The organism is Hallella mizrahii (genome assembly GCF_009695775.1).
Classification (GTDB): Bacteria; Bacteroidota; Bacteroidia; order Bacteroidales; family Bacteroidaceae; genus Prevotella; species Prevotella mizrahii.
In genome coordinates this window covers 1-16,137 of record NZ_VUNG01000061.1, presented here as the reverse complement: position 1 = coordinate 16,137, position 16,137 = coordinate 1, and the positions used below count along the sequence as shown (strand labels likewise).

Annotated in this window: 12 protein-coding genes; 9 read left to right on the top strand and 3 right to left on the bottom strand. The window is 53.3% G+C overall.

Going from position 1 to position 16,137, the window contains the following annotated elements; genetic code table 11:
• Nucleotides 1–493: 493 nt before the first annotated feature.
• Together FYJ73_RS14770 and FYJ73_RS14765 are read right to left on the bottom strand one after the other, a co-directional pair.
• Nucleotides 494–1,993 carry a prolyl oligopeptidase family serine peptidase gene (locus tag FYJ73_RS14770; protein WP_154535509.1) on the bottom strand — a complete coding sequence of 500 codons (1,500 nt, stop codon included), beginning with the start codon at nucleotides 1,991–1,993 and terminating at the stop codon, nucleotides 494–496.
• A 417-nt stretch (nucleotides 1,994–2,410) separates the two neighbouring features.
• A complete protein-coding gene (locus FYJ73_RS14765; RefSeq protein WP_154535508.1) occupies nucleotides 2,411–2,851 on the bottom strand; it encodes a GxxExxY protein in 441 nt (146 codons plus the stop codon).
• 533 nt (nucleotides 2,852–3,384) lie between these two features.
• Between FYJ73_RS14765 and FYJ73_RS14760 the strand changes: the two genes are divergently transcribed.
• The 9 genes from FYJ73_RS14760 (at nucleotide 3,385) to FYJ73_RS14720 (ending at nucleotide 14,658) form a co-directional block, all read left to right on the top strand.
• The gene (locus FYJ73_RS14760; protein WP_154535507.1) at nucleotides 3,385–4,689 is read left to right on the top strand and encodes an alpha/beta hydrolase-fold protein; all 1,305 of its coding nucleotides are present in this window, start codon (nucleotides 3,385–3,387) and stop codon (nucleotides 4,687–4,689) included.
• Between the two features lie 12 nt (nucleotides 4,690–4,701).
• Nucleotides 4,702–5,640 carry a glycerophosphodiester phosphodiesterase family protein gene (locus FYJ73_RS14755; protein ID WP_154535506.1) on the top strand — a complete coding sequence of 313 codons (939 nt, stop codon included), beginning with the start codon at nucleotides 4,702–4,704 and terminating at the stop codon, nucleotides 5,638–5,640.
• Nucleotides 5,570–6,679, top strand: a complete 1,110-nt coding sequence (locus FYJ73_RS14750; protein ID WP_154535505.1) for a carboxylesterase family protein — start codon at nucleotides 5,570–5,572, stop codon at nucleotides 6,677–6,679. Before FYJ73_RS14755 ends, FYJ73_RS14750 begins: the two co-directional genes overlap by 71 nt.
• Nucleotides 6,680–6,967: 288 nt before the next feature.
• Nucleotides 6,968–9,139: a TonB-dependent receptor gene (locus FYJ73_RS14745; RefSeq protein WP_154535504.1), complete on the top strand. Its 2,172-nt coding sequence runs from the start codon at nucleotides 6,968–6,970 to the stop codon at nucleotides 9,137–9,139.
• A gap of 46 nt (nucleotides 9,140–9,185) precedes the next feature.
• Nucleotides 9,186–10,496, top strand: coding sequence for a DUF4374 domain-containing protein (locus tag FYJ73_RS14740; RefSeq protein ID WP_154535503.1), 1,311 nt, complete (start codon nucleotides 9,186–9,188; stop codon nucleotides 10,494–10,496).
• Nucleotides 10,497–10,534: 38 nt separating this feature from the next.
• Nucleotides 10,535–11,854, top strand: coding sequence for a DUF4374 domain-containing protein (locus FYJ73_RS14735; RefSeq protein WP_154535502.1), 1,320 nt, complete (start codon nucleotides 10,535–10,537; stop codon nucleotides 11,852–11,854).
• A gap of 6 nt (nucleotides 11,855–11,860) precedes the next feature.
• Nucleotides 11,861–12,484, top strand: coding sequence for a nitroreductase family protein (locus tag FYJ73_RS14730; RefSeq protein ID WP_154535501.1), 624 nt, complete (start codon nucleotides 11,861–11,863; stop codon nucleotides 12,482–12,484).
• A 155-nt stretch (nucleotides 12,485–12,639) separates the two neighbouring features.
• Nucleotides 12,640–14,205, top strand: a complete 1,566-nt coding sequence (locus tag FYJ73_RS14725) for an ATP-binding protein (RefSeq protein WP_154535500.1) — start codon at nucleotides 12,640–12,642, stop codon at nucleotides 14,203–14,205.
• Nucleotides 14,206–14,322: 117 nt separating this feature from the next.
• Nucleotides 14,323–14,658 carry an MFS transporter gene (locus FYJ73_RS14720; protein WP_154535499.1) on the top strand — a complete coding sequence of 112 codons (336 nt, stop codon included), beginning with the start codon at nucleotides 14,323–14,325 and terminating at the stop codon, nucleotides 14,656–14,658.
• Between the two features lie 89 nt (nucleotides 14,659–14,747).
• Here FYJ73_RS14720 and FYJ73_RS14715 read toward each other — a convergent pair whose 3' ends face one another.
• The gene (locus FYJ73_RS14715) at nucleotides 14,748–15,710 is read right to left on the bottom strand and encodes an alpha-hydroxy-acid oxidizing protein (RefSeq protein ID WP_154535498.1); all 963 of its coding nucleotides are present in this window, start codon (nucleotides 15,708–15,710) and stop codon (nucleotides 14,748–14,750) included.
• Between the last annotated feature and the right edge of the window lie 427 nt (nucleotides 15,711–16,137).

Genomic DNA, 16,137 nt, shown 5'->3' with positions numbered 1-16,137 from the left:
GTTTAATCGTTTATGTATCAATGATTTATTTGCACTACAAAGATACAAAAACTTTTGGACATTCCTTCTCTTTTCTCTTGATTTTTAAGACTTTAAGGGCGAGCTATTTGCAAGTGGGAAACTTTAGCTGTTTTTATTCTGCGACGTATACTTCATCTTCTGTTTTCTTTAACACTACAAAGCTACCAATTAAATGTTAAATCACCAAATAAAAACGCTGCTATTTTCTGAATATCAGTAAGTTGTATATATTCAGTGAACACTAATTACACCCCTCGCAAACCATAAATTCAGAAAAATGAGGTTTATCGTTTGTTGTTAACAGATCTTAACCGCAATAGACCGTCCAAATTTGGAAACGGTGCGAATGTGTAGTACCTTTGCATCTGAACTCTTAAGAGACCTGGAAGATGATTGTCAACTGGTCATCCCCATCCTCGCTGCCATCGCAACAACGTTTGGAATGACGAGTTGCATGTGATCGCTTGACACCTTACTTGGTGATCTTCGCTAACCATTCAAAGAGTTCGTTGAGGGCGTAGTCACCACTGTGAGGGCGGTTCCATGCCAAGAGGAAGTTGACATCCTTGCCTTCGTTTTCCAACTTCGTCGCGAGGTTGAGAGCCACGGGGAAGGCCGTGTCGCGGTCGATGGAACCATGTCGGATATACCAGTGTGGGGCAACGGTGACACCCTGCTGACCGATCTGCTCCATGGGGTTGAGCAGATATTCCTCTTCCTTGACCTTGGCAGACACTGTCTTGCCGTTCTTGGAAGCGGAATAGTCGGTGAAGTTGGCAGGCGTGTTGTTCACATCGCCGAACTCGTCGTTCTCGCCACTGGCCTCATTGCCTGCCACGCCGAGAGCGTCGAAGGCAGGAGCCGACTTCAGCGGCGTCTTGTTGGCGACGTAGTTCAGATATTTGTCCATGTCGAGGCCGGTGACATACTCACCCACCTGCTTGGGCGGCAACTTGCCCTCCTTCAGGTTCTTCGCCATGTCGGCCGGCAACTGGCTGAGATCGGGCAGACCCGCACCGCCGTTGATTGGCGCAAAGGTACCCTTGTCGCTGCTGATGGTGAAGCCGATGCTGTCGGGAATCGTGGCACCGGCATCCTTGGCGATCTGTGCCGAGCGGATAAGCTCCTCCTTGATGTAGCTGAGATAGTTGTCAGCGGTGAGTAGCGTGCCGTCTTTCTTCTTCAGTCCGAGCGAGTTTATGTAATCGGGGAAGAGCGCCGTGAGCTCCTTCGTCACCTGGCGGTGAGCCTCGTCGTTGGCCTTGCGCGAGTCGGTTTGTCCATAGAGCCACTCATAGGCCATGTCGGCATGGCTGAGGTCAGTGATCGGACAGTAGCACACGCTGGCGAAGACATCGTCGCGCTCGTCGGCGGCACCCATGGCTTTGAGATAACTGTCGTAGGCGGGGTTATTGCCCGTGGCACCCATCAGTGCCGACATAGCGCCCCCTGCCGATGTGCCGTCGGTGATGATCTTCTCGGCATCGCCCGGCATCTCCTTGTCGACATAGCGGAGATAGCGGATGGCGGCTTTCAGGTCGAGGATGGCAGCAGGTGCCTTACCATTGTAGATCTTTTTCTTGCCCTTCGTGACGTATGACGAGCGGCCGCGCGAACCGGGAATGGCCACCACATAGCCGCGCTGCAGCGCCATGCCCGTAGCGTCACCGGCTGAGGGATAGCCCGGAGCCGACGGCATGTAACCGCCAACGTTGGTCTTCAGGAAGATGGGCGACTGCTGTGTGGCTCCCTCGGGCACGAAGACGTTGACATACTGATAGGTCGTGTCCTCGACGTTGGTCACGAAATAGAGTCTGGTATAAGCAGTATAGTTTACTCTGCCACTCGGCATTTCAACAGACCCCGCCACGCCCTTTGAAGCGTCAAACTGCAGTTTGGCAGCCGACTTCTTAGCAGCAGAGGCACTCAGGGCCATCACTGCTGCCAGCGCTGAAACGATTAACTTTTGCATACGTTGTTTGTTATGTTATGAATCTAATATACTTCCCCCGAAATTCATAACTGGATTTACATGCGCGTGTTGGCAACACTCGTTATATTTCCGAAGGAGAAGTGGTGCAAAAGTAACAATTATTTTCCCTATGGCAAGAAAGCTGTAACTATCTTTAATGAAATTATGGCCTATTAACGAAAGGTAATTTTATTCAGTCGTATTCTTTTTCCGACCAAAACAAATAAAACCCTTGCTGTGATGCAAGGGCTGCGCCCATTGTTTCTTCTCCGGCTCCGGCTTGCTCCGAAGCAAGCTTCGGCAAGCCGGAGCCGGAGAAGAAACAGCCTTCGTTCCTCAGGCTTGCATCACAGCAAGAAAAACATTAAAAACAGGCTCGCGCGGTGACTGACTTTTGCTGGTTTGGGGATGGAATAGTCAGAATACAAAGAGACGCTTAGTATTGGGATCGTAGTAGTATTTCTCACATTGATCTTTAACTGGCGCAAAGTTATAAAGAATACCAATACGGTAATTTGTTAGGCGCAGATAATTCCACAGTTGCTGACGCTGCTCTGTGCCAATCTCTGTAATGGCCTTGCATTCAATGATTACGTGATTGTCAACAAGAAAATCCAATCTATGTTCGTGAGGAATCTGACGTCCATGGAAGTTGGCATAGAATCGGAACTCAGCTTGAAAAGGAATACTCGCATCCTCAAAAGCTATCTTTAGTGCATCCTGGTACATGTATTCATTCAGCCAAGGGCCCATCTCTCTATGTACCTCCTGACAGCATCCCAAAATAGGATACACGTAATGCTTAAGCTTTATAAGCAGTTCCTGCTCAATAGGTTCTTTGCCAAATTGTAAATTCATAATATGTCGTTTTAGCCTATTTGTTAAGAAAACTGAATAGAGACCGGAATATTATGTGTATCGCGCTAAATATAATTGCTAACTTCTAACATTCACCGCGCGAGCCTGTTTTTAAGGTTTTTCTTGCTGTGATGCAAGCCTGAGGAACGAAGGCTGTTTCTTCTCCGGCCCCGGCTTGCCGAAGCTTGCTTCGGAGCAAGCCGGGGCCGGAGAAGAAACAACGGGTGCAGCCCTTGCATCACAGCAAGGGTTTTATTTGTTTTGGTCAGAAAAAGAATACGACTGCCTTCGACTGTTAATTTATCGCAAGGCAGGGAGAAAAAACTAAAAAAATGCATGAAAACCGGGAGATTACAAAAAGACTTCGTAATTTTGCAAATGTTTTAGCACCCTTTCGAGGCAAGTCGCAAGGGCTGCCACGACACCCATGGTCCTGGTAGGAACCTATGCTTTTATCACAGAGGCATGAAGCAGCTCCAACATTATCCGTGACGGATGATCGTAAGTTTATATATTTAAAAGTATAGGTTTTTATGAAGAAATTAGTTTCAGCAGTCTGTCTGCTGTTTGTAGCCGTCGCCATGGTGGCGGCCACGAGTCATGTGAAGCACGTTACAGCCATCGGCGAGGTGCTCGGTGATGGTGCCAAGACCACCGCCGTGGCCATCGAGTACGACGCTCCCATCCTCAGCAGCAGCCTTTCCACAGCCTCCTACACCGTTGACGGACGCACGGTGAAGCGCGTCTATACCAATTCCGAGGCGATGAAGTCTCGGTCACCGCGCAAGGGCCGCTTTGTCATTGTCGAGCTCAAGACCACGGTATCGCTCACACCCGACTTCGGTCCTGACATGAAGAAAGACAACGACAAGGCGGACGATCCGAAAGACAAGGGGCAGGGAGGCGGTCCCGCCGGAGGCATCACCGCCGGCAACCGTCCCACGCGCGAGAGCAATCCCTTCCCCATCACAGCGACGCTGACGCAGGTCAAGGCCATCAAGACGACAACCGGCAAGACCTACAAAGCTGGCGCTAAGCTGACGAGCGACAAGAGCCGCACGCTCATCGCCGACGATTTCAAACAGCTCACTTTCAAGGACGACAAGACCGGCGTAACGCTCCGGTACAACCTCTTCGTCCCCCAAAACTACGACGCCTCCAAGCGTTATCCCTTGGTACTGTTCATGCATGATGCCAGCGGAGCCAACCAGAACGACAACTACACGCTGCTCCAGGGCAATGGCGCTACGGTGTGGGCCTCGCCGCGCGACCAGGCCAAGCACCCCTGCTTTGTCCTTGCCCCACAGTACGACGAGATTGTCGTCGACGACAGTTTCCGTGTCACCCCCAGTGCTGAGACGACCATCGATCTGCTCGACTCCATCAAGGCACAGTACAGCATCGATGCCGACCGCGTCTATACCACCGGTCAGTCGATGGGTTGCATGATGAGCTATCTGCTCATGTCCACCCATCCCGATGAGTTTGCCGCCGGCATGCTCGTCGCCGGACAGTGGAATCCGAAGGTCATTGCCCCGATGGCGAAGAAGCCCTTGTGGCTCATCACCAGCACCGGCGACGCAAAGGGTTCTGCGGGCGCCGCAACAGCCTTGAAGTTGTGGAGCTCCTTAGGTGCCAAGACCGACTCCGCCGCCTGGCCCCTCGACACGACGGAAGTGGCGCGGGCGCAAGAGATTGAGGCGCTCCGCAGCAAGCCCGTCACCATCCGTTACGCCCATCTGCAGGGTGGCTGGCACAACGGCACGTGGCGTGTGGCCTACACCTTCGCCGGCATTCGCGATTGGCTGTTTGAACAACGCAAGAAAGACAACGAATAAAGGGGTAATGCTATGAGACGATTCATGATTATCTGCGCCTTGCTGGGCGCATGCATCATCGCTTTTGCCGCGCAGCAGAGCAAGGCCGATCAGCCACAGAAACCCGCACAGCAACCCAAAGTAGACTTCACCGTCAACTATGCCGTGGAGAGCAACTACAACACCGCGGACCTGCGCAAGCAGCTCTTCGACAAGAAAGACACCACCGTGATGCTCGTCTCCCATCGTGGCGACTGGCATGGCACGGCCGAGAACTCGCTCCACGCCATACAGAAAGCCATAGAGAAGGGATGTGCTGCCGTGGCGGTCGATGTGAGAAAGACCAAGGACGACTCGCTCGTGCTCATGGCGGACGAGACTGTGGACCGCATGACCAACGGCAAAGGCCGTGTGGCAGACCTGACGCTGGCAGAGCTCAGGGCGCTCACCTTGAAAGAGTATCACGGCAACCCTACGCCCTTGCGGGTTCCTACCTTGGAAGAGGCCCTGCGCTTCTGCAAAGGGAAGATTCTCATCACGGTCAGCAACTACAACGACTATAAAAAGGATATTGACGCTTTGGTGAAGCAGACGGATACCGGGACCGAATTTTTCCGGTTGGATAAAGTTCCAAGAAAGATCGCTGCCACCTGGAAGATGCCCATTGAGCATGAGCAGGTGCCGCACGACAGCATCTATGCCGTCTATGGCAGATTGCAGGCCAAGGGCGTTACCGTGTTTGTCACCGACGCGCCCAAGGCTTTCAACGGTTTTCTGAACATCAGCCATGTCATGGCTTCCAAGTCGGTGAGCCGCGTCTATGGCGACGGACAGAAGGTGGACTATATCTTGATGCGTTACGACCACGCCATCGATGGCGCTACCGTGAACAAGCGCACCTATGAGGTGGAGAACCATGAGGTGGCAGACGCCTTCACGAGCAGTACGGAAGACCCCCGACGGAAAGGCTGACCAAGGCAACAATGTCATCATCGTGCTGAAGAACACGCTCTACCTCGACAACACAAACACTTCGGCAAAGAGCACCACCGCCACGGGCACCGCCAAGAACGAGACGCGCGACGAGCAGCAGCATGCCATCCCCACGATCACTGCCGGCAGCAAGCCCGAGCGTAAGAACAATCCCTACCCCACCACCGTGGTGTTCCGGCAGACCACGCCGGTGAAGACTACGGACGGCAAGACCTACACCGAGCGGCTGCTGTTGAGAAACACGATGGCGGGCACACTGGTCGTCGACGATTTCAAACAGATGGTCTACCATGACAGCAAGACGGGCGACTCGCTGCGCTACAACATATTCGTGCCGTCGAAGGAAACCGACGCGTCGCGGAAATATCCGCTGGTCGTCTTCCTGCACGACGCCAGCTGCGCCGGTCAGGAAGACACCTACACGCTGCGTCAGGGCCTCGGTGCCGTGGTTTGGGCGACACCCGAGGAGCAGGCCAAGCATCCGTGTATCGTCGTGGCACCGCAGTTTGACGAGGTGGTCGTGGATGACGACTATCATCAGACAAGCGCCGCGGAGTCGACGATGGATCTCATCCGGGACCTCCTCGCACGCTATCCTGTAGACACCACGCGCGTCTACATCACCGGGCAGTCGATGGGTTGCATGATGACCTATCTGCTCATGTCGAAGTATCCCTCGCTCTTTGCCGCCGGTTATCTCGTTGCCGGGCACTGGCGTGCCAGCGACCTTGCCCCGATGTCGAAGAAGCCGCTGTGGCTCGTCTCCAGCGCGGGCAAGTCGAAGGAGGGAGCCGAGGAGGCCATCGCCGAGTGGCAGCAGCATGGAGGGGTGGCAGCCACTGCCGAGTGGCCGTTGACAGCTACCGACGAAGAGCGTGACGCGGCGACGGCGGCACTGCTCGCTCAAAGTGGAAATATCCACTATTCCCACCTGACGTCGGGCTCGCATTTCGACACCTGGCGCGTAGCCTATGGCTTCCGGGCCATACGCGACTGGCTGTTCCGCCAGCATAAATAGTAATTTCTGATGAAATCCCGGGACATCGCTCTCGGGATTTCATCATTTTTAGGTATTGTGCGTTTCCGCCATTGTGGCTACCTTTGCAGCCGACAAACGGGATGGCCCGTTGTCGTAAAAAGATTGGTTGACGGAAACGGATAAGGAGACCCAGCCTTTATACTTTGTGTAACGGCGTAAAACCATTGGATGATCATATCCACCTTATTGTACCACAGAAGAATACCATATCTTATATCGTGACATGATGTAAAAAATGTCAGACATAAGAAATGATATTGAATGGATATGATAAAGAAAAAATTATTACTCTTAGGGATTACTGTGCCCATGCTCCTGCTGTCAGCAGACGTGGCGGCGCAGCACCCGCACGACGGCCATTACCGGCCGGACACGACAGCGCTGAAACGCACGCAGCGTTTGGGTGAGGTCGTGGTGCGCGGCAAATATGTCGACCGCGTCAACAAGTCGGCCTACAATGCTGTCGCCATCGACACCCGTAAACTGCGCAACACCAACCTCGACTTGGCCCATGCCCTCGACCGCGTGGCGGGAATCAAGATCAGAGAAGAGGGCGGCGTAGGGTCAGCCGTCCAGCTCAACCTCAACGGCTTCACCGGTCAGCATGTCAAGGTGTTTATCGACGGCATGCCGATGGACAACTCCAACACCAGCTTCGGACTGAACAATATTCCTGCGGGTTTTGCCTCGCAGTTGCAGGTGTATAAAGGTGTGGTGCCCGTCGACTTCGGCGGCGATGCCATCGGCGGTGTCATCAACATCGTCACCGACCACAGTCCACGCACCTACGTCGATGCCAGTTACAGCTATGGTTCGTTCAACACCCATCGCAGCAACATCGCCCTCGGATGGACCGGCAAGCGTGGGTTCGTGGTCCGGTTCAATGCGTATCAGAACTATTCTGACAACGACTATAAGGTGAAGACGCAGTGGACCGACCTCTCCAACTCCACCATCAGCAATGAGGAAGGATGGTTCCGCCGCTTCCACGACCGCTACCACAACGAGGCAGTGGTGCTCCAGGCAGGACTGGTGAACAAGTCGTGGGCGAACAAACTGCTCTTTGGCTTGCAGTATACCCATGAATATGCGCAGGTGCAGAATGCCAACCTGATGAAGATCGTCTTTGGCGGCAAGCTGCGCAAGAACTGGGGACTCACGCCGAGTCTGCTCTATGAGAAGCGCAATCTCTTCACACGGGGGCTCAACCTGCGTCTCTCAGCCCGTTACGACTATACCACGACGAACAACGTCGATACGCTCAGCCGCACCTACAGCTGGACGGGGCAGTGGATCCCCAAAGCGTCGCAGGGCGAGGGTGCCACTTCGCTCGCTGAGTTCACGGGAAAGACGCTCACGGCCGTGGCCAACCTCACCTATCGCATCGGCGACCAGCATTTCTTCACGCTCAACGAGACTTATATCAACTTCCACAGGCACACCACCGATAACTCCGCCAACCGCGCCATGACATCCGCGGCGACCTTCATGCGCCGCATCAACATCAAGGACATCACGGGGCTGAGCTATCAGTTCATTCCCAACACCGAGTGGAACGCCACTGCCTTCGTGAAATACTACGATACCCATGTGACGGGTCCGGTCAATGTCTCCCAGACCACGCGCGCCCAGTATGAGGAGCAGCAGCGCCACAGTCAGGCCCTCGGCTTCGGTGCCGCCGGCACATGGACACCCTGGCGCGACCTGCAGGTGAAGTTGAGTTATGAGCGCGCACTGCGGCTGCCCAGTGAGTGGGAGCTCTTCGGCGACGGCGACTATGAAGAGGGCGACGCCGTGCTCAAGCCGGAGAAGAGCAACAACGTGAATCTCAACTTCAACTATGAGCACACCTTTGCCGATGCCCACACTATTGTGGCGGAGCTCGGACTCAACTACCGCAATATCCAGGACTACATCATCCGCACCATCAACGCCAAGGGAGTGGCTGTGAGCACTAACCACGGCCATGTGCTCGGCAAGGGCTTCGACGCGGCTGTACATTATCTCTATAAGGACATCTTCACCATCGGCGGCAACTACTCCATGCAGAACATGCGCAACCGTGAGCGCTACAACGCCAACGGAGCCCTCAGCGTGACCTTCAACAACCGCGTGCCCAACCTGCCCTACGCCTTCGGCAATATGGACGCCAGCTACACGCTGAAACATGTCTTCGGAAAATACAACAAGCTCACCATCGGCTACGACATGCGCTATGTGCACCGTTTCTATCGCTCATGGTCAGGTGACGGTGCCAAGCTCTACGTGCCCGAACAGTACAGCCACGACGCCAATCTCACATATTCCATCTATGGCGGACGGTACAACATCTCGATAGAGGCCAACAACTTCACCAACAGTCTGCTCTACGACAACTACAGTCTGCAGAAGCCCGGCCGTAACTTCGCCATCAAGTTCCGCTATTCGTGGAGCAAATAAATAACAACGAAAATATTTTTATTAACGACTTGAAATAGAAAAAGATATGAAAGCATTATTGTCAAAGGGATTGTATGGAGGAGCGTTCGTGCTGCTCTCATTGTCACTGCCCTTGTTCACAGCGTGCAGCAGCGACGACAGTGCTGAGAGCACCAATGGAGAGAGCGGCGGCATCGCCACCGGAGCCGCCACGTCGGGCCACTTCTTCCTCGACGCAGCTGCCGACGACGGCACCGAATATATCCTTCAGAACACCTCGGTCACCGACGGCGATCTGAACATCAGCAGCAACATCAAGGAGCTGCCCACCTCGCCCTACACCTGGGTGTTCAAGGACAGCTATGCCGTGGGCGTGTCGTATCAGCAGCAGTATGCCGGACTGGGCTACTGCGTGAAGCTCACCGACGAGACCAAGCCCTTTGAGCAGATTGGACAGTTCCAGGTCAACGACCGCTTCACGACCTATGGCTTCATCGACGATATGTTTGTCACCTCGGTATCCGGTCAGACCCGGGGCGACCGCACCGACATCGCCATCTTCGACTTCTGGTCGCTCGACGACAGTGGCGTGAAACTGCTCAGAAGTAAGTCACGCTACACCACCGACATCGCCGGTGAGGGTCAGCAAGCCACCTTCTCGGGAATCGTTGACAACGGCGACGGCGCCTTCCTCACCGCCATGATCAAGTCGGATCACAAAGACGACGGCAGCAACGCACAGGGCGGCAGCATCGGCACCGTGAAATATCCCGACAGCTGCTGGGTCGTGAAGATGGACACGGCGCTCAACATCAAGGCTGTCTATGGCGACGACCGCATCAGCTACGCCTGCGGCCAGTTCCGTTCGCAGACCCTCAACTCCATCTATAAAGCCGACGACGGCAACGTCTATGTCTTCAGCAACAGCTATGAGTCGACCTCAACGCTGCCCGCCGGTGCCCTGCGCATTAAGAAAGGCGCTGACGGCTTCGACAAAGACTACTATTTCAACATCCAGTCGGAGCTTGGCGGTTATAAGTTCCGCCGCGTGTGGCCCATTACGGGCAGTAAGTTCCTCTTAGAGCTCTACGACGACAAGACACCGACCTCTACGGGCGCCGCACGCCACTATGCCGTCATCGATATGGAGACGAAGAGCCACGTCGATGTCACCGGACTCCCCGACAAGCTCAACATCACTTCGGGACAGACCACGGGCGACGTGCCGATGGTGTACGACGGTAAGATCTTTATCCCCATCACCCAACGCGGAGGCTACGCGGCGCTCTATAATGTCGATCCCAACACGGGAGTGGCCACCAAGGGCATCACCGTCACCGGAGCAGCCACCATCCGCAGCGTAGGATACTTGAAATAAGAACTTTATTTATTACCATAAATTCTAATTAATAAAAGATGAAAAAAAGAAACGTATTCTTCATGGCTGCACTGACAGCATTGTCAGCCACATTCACTGCGTGCAGCGACAATGATGACAGCAGCGCTTCAAACGGTGAGGCTACGATCAACCCTTCAGAAGTAAGTTTCATCGTGGCTTCCAATGATGCTACGAAGAGTCTCAAGGGCGGTACGCGTATGAAAGTCTATACCAATGTAGAGAAGACATGGACCGACGAGAAGGTCTATGGCGACAGCACCAATACAGACGTGGTCTACAGCCCCGATGGTTTCACACAGGCTAAATACAACTCTCAGGCCGGCTTCTTCACGGGCTTCATCTATCGTCAGGGCTCTGTCGACGAGGCTAAGGGCGGTATCGGTGCTGGCAAGATGGGGACACGCATCTATCAGCTCGTCAACGGAAAACTTACCGAGACGGGTAAGAACATCGTCTCAAGCTTCGGCAATGTGGGTGTCTTCGGCAACTACTCCTATGGTGCCGTGAACGGCGATATGGGTGTCAACTATTTCACGGCTACCGGCACCATGACTTCCTGGACGGCTCCCGACCTGACGAAGTTTGCCGTAGACGACAAAGCACCCGTCATCTCTGACATCCTCGACCTTGGAAACAACCGTCTGGCCATCACACTCTATTATTCCAACCGCGACTCTGCCGCTGTGGTCTTCTCCGACTATAGCTTCTCCACGGTTAGCGCTCCTGTCTTCGACAGCCGCATCGGTGGCATCTATGGCGCCTGGCGTTCTGCCCGCTATGCTATGGGCGGTGTAGCCGACGACGGCACGGCTTATGTGTTCTGCGGCACCAGCGCAGACGGTTCCAAGGTCGGTGCACTGCGCATCAAAAAAGGTGCCACGAGCTTCGATCCCGACTATAAGTTCGACATCTACACCGCCAGTGAGGGCTACCGCTTCCGCAAAGCTTATCCTATCAGCGGCAGCAAGTTCCTCCTGGAGTTCTACGTCAAGAAGGATGAGTACAGCAATATGAGCACCTCCGGTAAACTCGCCATCGCTGACATGGACACCAAGACCCTCACATGGGTGACGGGTGTGCCCGCGGCTTCTGACATGGCCAACTACTCCATCGGCTACGGTGACGGCTACGACGGCTACTTCTATCTGCCTATCAACCCCGCTGAGGCATCTAACACTGGTGGTGGCGGCAGCTGGCATCACGCCAAGGCTACGCGTGCCACATCGTCAGCAGTGCCCACAATCTACCGAATCAATGCTGCTACAGGCGTGGCAACAGCCTTCATGACACTCGACAAAAACGAATCGGTAAAAGTTGTCAGCATCGTCAAAAAATAATCGGCTATGAATCATTTCATTCATTCAATATCATGTGCAGTCGTCCTTACGGCACTGGCAGCTCAGGCTGCCTTTGCCGGGGACGGCTTTTCCAACGACAGTGCGGCAGTGATGAACAACATCCTCACACGCACCAGTATTCGTAAGTTCCAACAGCGTCCGGTGGAGAAAGCCAAGGTGCTCGCCTTGCTCAAGGCGGGTATGGCGGCTCCTACAGCCCGCGACCTGCGTCCCTGGCACTTCGTGGTTCTCAGCGACACTGCCGACATCCATGCCTATGCCTCTACAATGAAGCATCATGGTGAGATGATCGCACAGTCGCCTGTGGTCATCTACGCTTGTGGGGATACCACCCGTATGATGGAGGGACAGGCCCGCGACTTCTGGGTGGAAGATGTCTCGTGCGCTTCGGAGAACATGCTCTTGGCTGCCCATGCCATGGGGCTCGGTGCCGTCTGGACAAGTGTTTACCCGGAGATGCGAAAGGTCAACGGCGTGAGCAAAGCCCTGGGGCTGCCCGGCAATCTCGTGCCGCTGAACTGCATCCTCGTCGGCTACCCCGATGAGGCTCTGGAACCCAAAGATAAATGGGATGAGAGCAACATCACGTGGTGGAAGGCCAACAAATAAAATTCTGTAGTTAGGGCGAGGTTGATCCCCGCCCTAACTTTTTGTCGTAAATTCCCAGCCATCCCAATTACACGATTATTTTAAATTTGCCAGCGTCTTCTCTTTCTTTATTCGGATAAATTGCCTAAATTTGCAAGCAAAGACTTTCATGCGCTATGGTATACTATCCGATAGGAATACAGACATTCAGCGAGATCCGCACCAAAGGATTCTTGTATGTTGACAAGACTCAATACGTGTACGATGTTTGCCACCCCGGCAAATTCGTCTTTCTGTCGCGTCCGCGCCGCTTCGGCAAGTCGCTGCTGACGAGCACCTTTGACGCTTATTTCTCCGGAAAGAAAGAATTGTTCAAAGGGCTGGCGATAGAGAAGCTCGAGACGGAGTGGAAACACTATCCGGTGCTCCACTTCTCTTTGGCCTCTGCCAAGCGGGGTACCGTGGAGGATCTCGACAGTCTGATACAATACCAATTGGAGTCCGCGGAAGAGGAATACGGCATTGAGAACCGTGACAGCTTTAATATCACGATACGCTTCCGGCGACTCGTCGAGGATATCTATAGGAAGACCGGCATGCAGGTCGTGGTGCTCATCGACGAATACGACGCGCCGTTGCTCACCGTGCTCCACGACAGCGACAAGCTGGAGCCGATGCGCACGGAACTGCAGTCGTTCTATTCACCGCTCAAGGACCTCGACCCGTATCTCCGCTTCGTCTTCATCACGGGCATCTCCAAGTTCTCGCAGCTCAGCATCTTCTCACAAATCAACAACCTTAAGAATATCTCCATGAACCCCAAATATGCTTCGATATGCGGTATTACGGAGCGGGAGATGATGGACAACTTCCAAGAGGGCATCGATGAGCTTGGCAAGGCAAACGACATGACTAAGGACGAGGTGCTGGCACAGTTGAAGCGCAAATACGACGGTTATCATTTCGCATATAACTCTGAGGGCGTATACAATCCTTTCAGTCTGCTCTCCGCCATGGATGACTCCGCCTTCAACAACTACTGGTTCTCCACCGGCACGCCGACGTTCTTAGTCAAGATGCTGAAGCGGTTCCATACCGACCTTACAAAATTGGACGGCAGTGAGGCAGGTGCCGACGACTTCGACGCTCCTACCGAGAACATGCACTCCGTGCTGCCGTTGTTCTATCAGAGCGGCTATCTCACGATCAAAGGCTACGACCCCATATTGTCCAACTATACCCTCGGCTACCCCAACGAGGAGGTGAAGGTGGGACTGATGCACGCGCTGCTGCCGTTCTATGTCGTCAAGGACCCAGTAGAGGCACGCACCGCTGCGGGTAAGATGTACCTTGCCTTGAGGAAGGACGACATCGATGAGGCGCTCGAGGCTGCCCGCGCTTTCTTTGCCGGCATCCCCTATCAGGAGGGGACATTGCAGGATGCGCCCACGTCAGAGGGTCATTTCACCGCCATGCTCTACGTGATGTTCTCCTTCCTCAATGTCTATGTCTATACCCAGGTGCGCACGGCAAAAGGCAGGATGGACATTCTGATGAAGACCGACACCACCATCTATGTCATGGAACTGAAGCTCGACGGTACCGTGGAGGAAGCGCTCAAGCAGATTGACGACAAGGGCTATGCCATCCCCTACGAGGCCGACGGCCGCCGCATCGTCAAGGTCGGCATTCGCTTCTCTTCCGAGGAGCGCACGATCACGGCGTGGAAGATAGTGGCATAGGATGCTCTTCCATGGGTTCTGGTAGGAACCTGACTTTTGAAATCAGTCGAAATAGCTCCAGCGGTTTGTCTTCCGTTATAAAAAGACTTCTTAGGAGATAAATATAAAGAAAATAGTATGAATCGACTGAAATCATTTCTTCGCCCCTATCGCTCATTGACGCCCGATGGTGGAATCTCTTTCACGTTAGTGATCGTCCTTTCCGTTGTGGCGGCTTTTATGGCCGCCAACATTTATTATAATCAGCCTCTGCTTGATGTTATCCGGCAGGAGATGCACACCAGTGAGGTGGCAGCCAACTTTGTTACGGTGGTGGCACAGGTTGGGTATGCCTTGTTCTTTGTTATACCCTTAGGCGATTTCATGACCATCTACTTCATCTTCGGTGCCATGGGCACCATGCTGTCGGGATTAGCCTGGAACTGGATGGGATGGACTGGGGGTCTGCCATAGGACTGGCTTTCGCCATGGCTTCAATAGTCATCACAATGATTGGAAAAAGACATTAGCGTTGATTACTCCATCATGGAGATGCGTTTTGATTATTGGACGCTGACACTTGGATGGATGATGGACGAGTCAAATGAAGCAGTATCTTTGATGCCTGTATAGAGCATAAGCTCAGACAGTTGCTCGTTCATCTGACGGATTTTCCTCACCACTCCTTCTGTTCCCTCCTTGAGTAGCGGAGCGAGTATGCCGCGGCCCACCGCAACAGCATCGGCACCAAGGGCTAAGGCTTTATATGCATCGTAGCCCGTATCGATACCACAATCGCAGAAAATCATCATGCCGCTGCCTTGCAAGGCATCTTTTATCCGTGGAAGCACGGCTGTGGGAGGAATACCGAAAGGTATGCGCCCATGATGGTGCGACACCAGCACTGCCCTGCATCCGGCGTCCCTTGCCTTCAGTGCATCGTTGACCGACAGCACTCCCTTGGCTACGAAGGGCACGCGGGCTGCCTTGACATAATCTTTGAGGTCAGCAAGCATGACGGGACCGAGAGGATGACCGTCCACGACATCGTATCCGCCGTCCTTATTGGCTATATGATCGATGTCGATGCCTACGGCTATAGCACCATGCTTCACGGCAAAGTCTATTTGCTCAAGAATGATGTCGTGATCGGCGAATGGCTTGATGATGCGAACAGTAGGTGCATCTACCGCTGCAATTCCGGCATATTCCTCGTCAGGCTCCATGCCAACCCAGTTGAGCAGTCTCAGCTGTTTGGCGGCAAAGGCATACTCCTCCATGGGCTTGCGACCATTCTTCCCAACCTTGTTGAGATGTGAGAAGGCGGGCATCATAATGGGTGATGAGAACTCTCTGCCAAATATACGTGTTGTCAGGCACGGTTTCACGGAGTCTATGACTCGCATCTCTACCAGTAGACTGTCAAGATATCGGCGGTTGATAACATTGGCATCGTCGGACTTACCGCTTGTCACAGGAATAAGGCCTTCCGGACCCGGCCACGGGCTGTTTTTCTTATTCTCCATTTCTTGTTTGTGTTTAATAACCGAAACAATCTATCAAGTTGTTGAAAGGATATTAAGGTTCATGAATTTATATTTCTTTGTTAGCGAAGTTAGGGAAAATAATTCTAATAGGCGAAATAATCCGTATTATTTTAAGGTTCTTATCTAATAATAATAATGATATTATCGTTAATTAACGCTATACAATAAAACGTCAGCAGCCCTATAGTAAGCATGGTAAGAGGCAATGACTTGAGCCTATACGTGCATTGACAGGGCTGCTGGTGAGGACAGTTCTGAAAGTCTGGTTGTATAACTATGACTAAAGTTTCCCACTTGCAAATAGCTCGCCCTTAAAGTCTTAAAAATCAAGAGAAAAGAGAAGGAATGTCCAAAAGTTTTTGTATCTTTGTAGTGCAAATAAATCATTGATACATAAACGATTAAA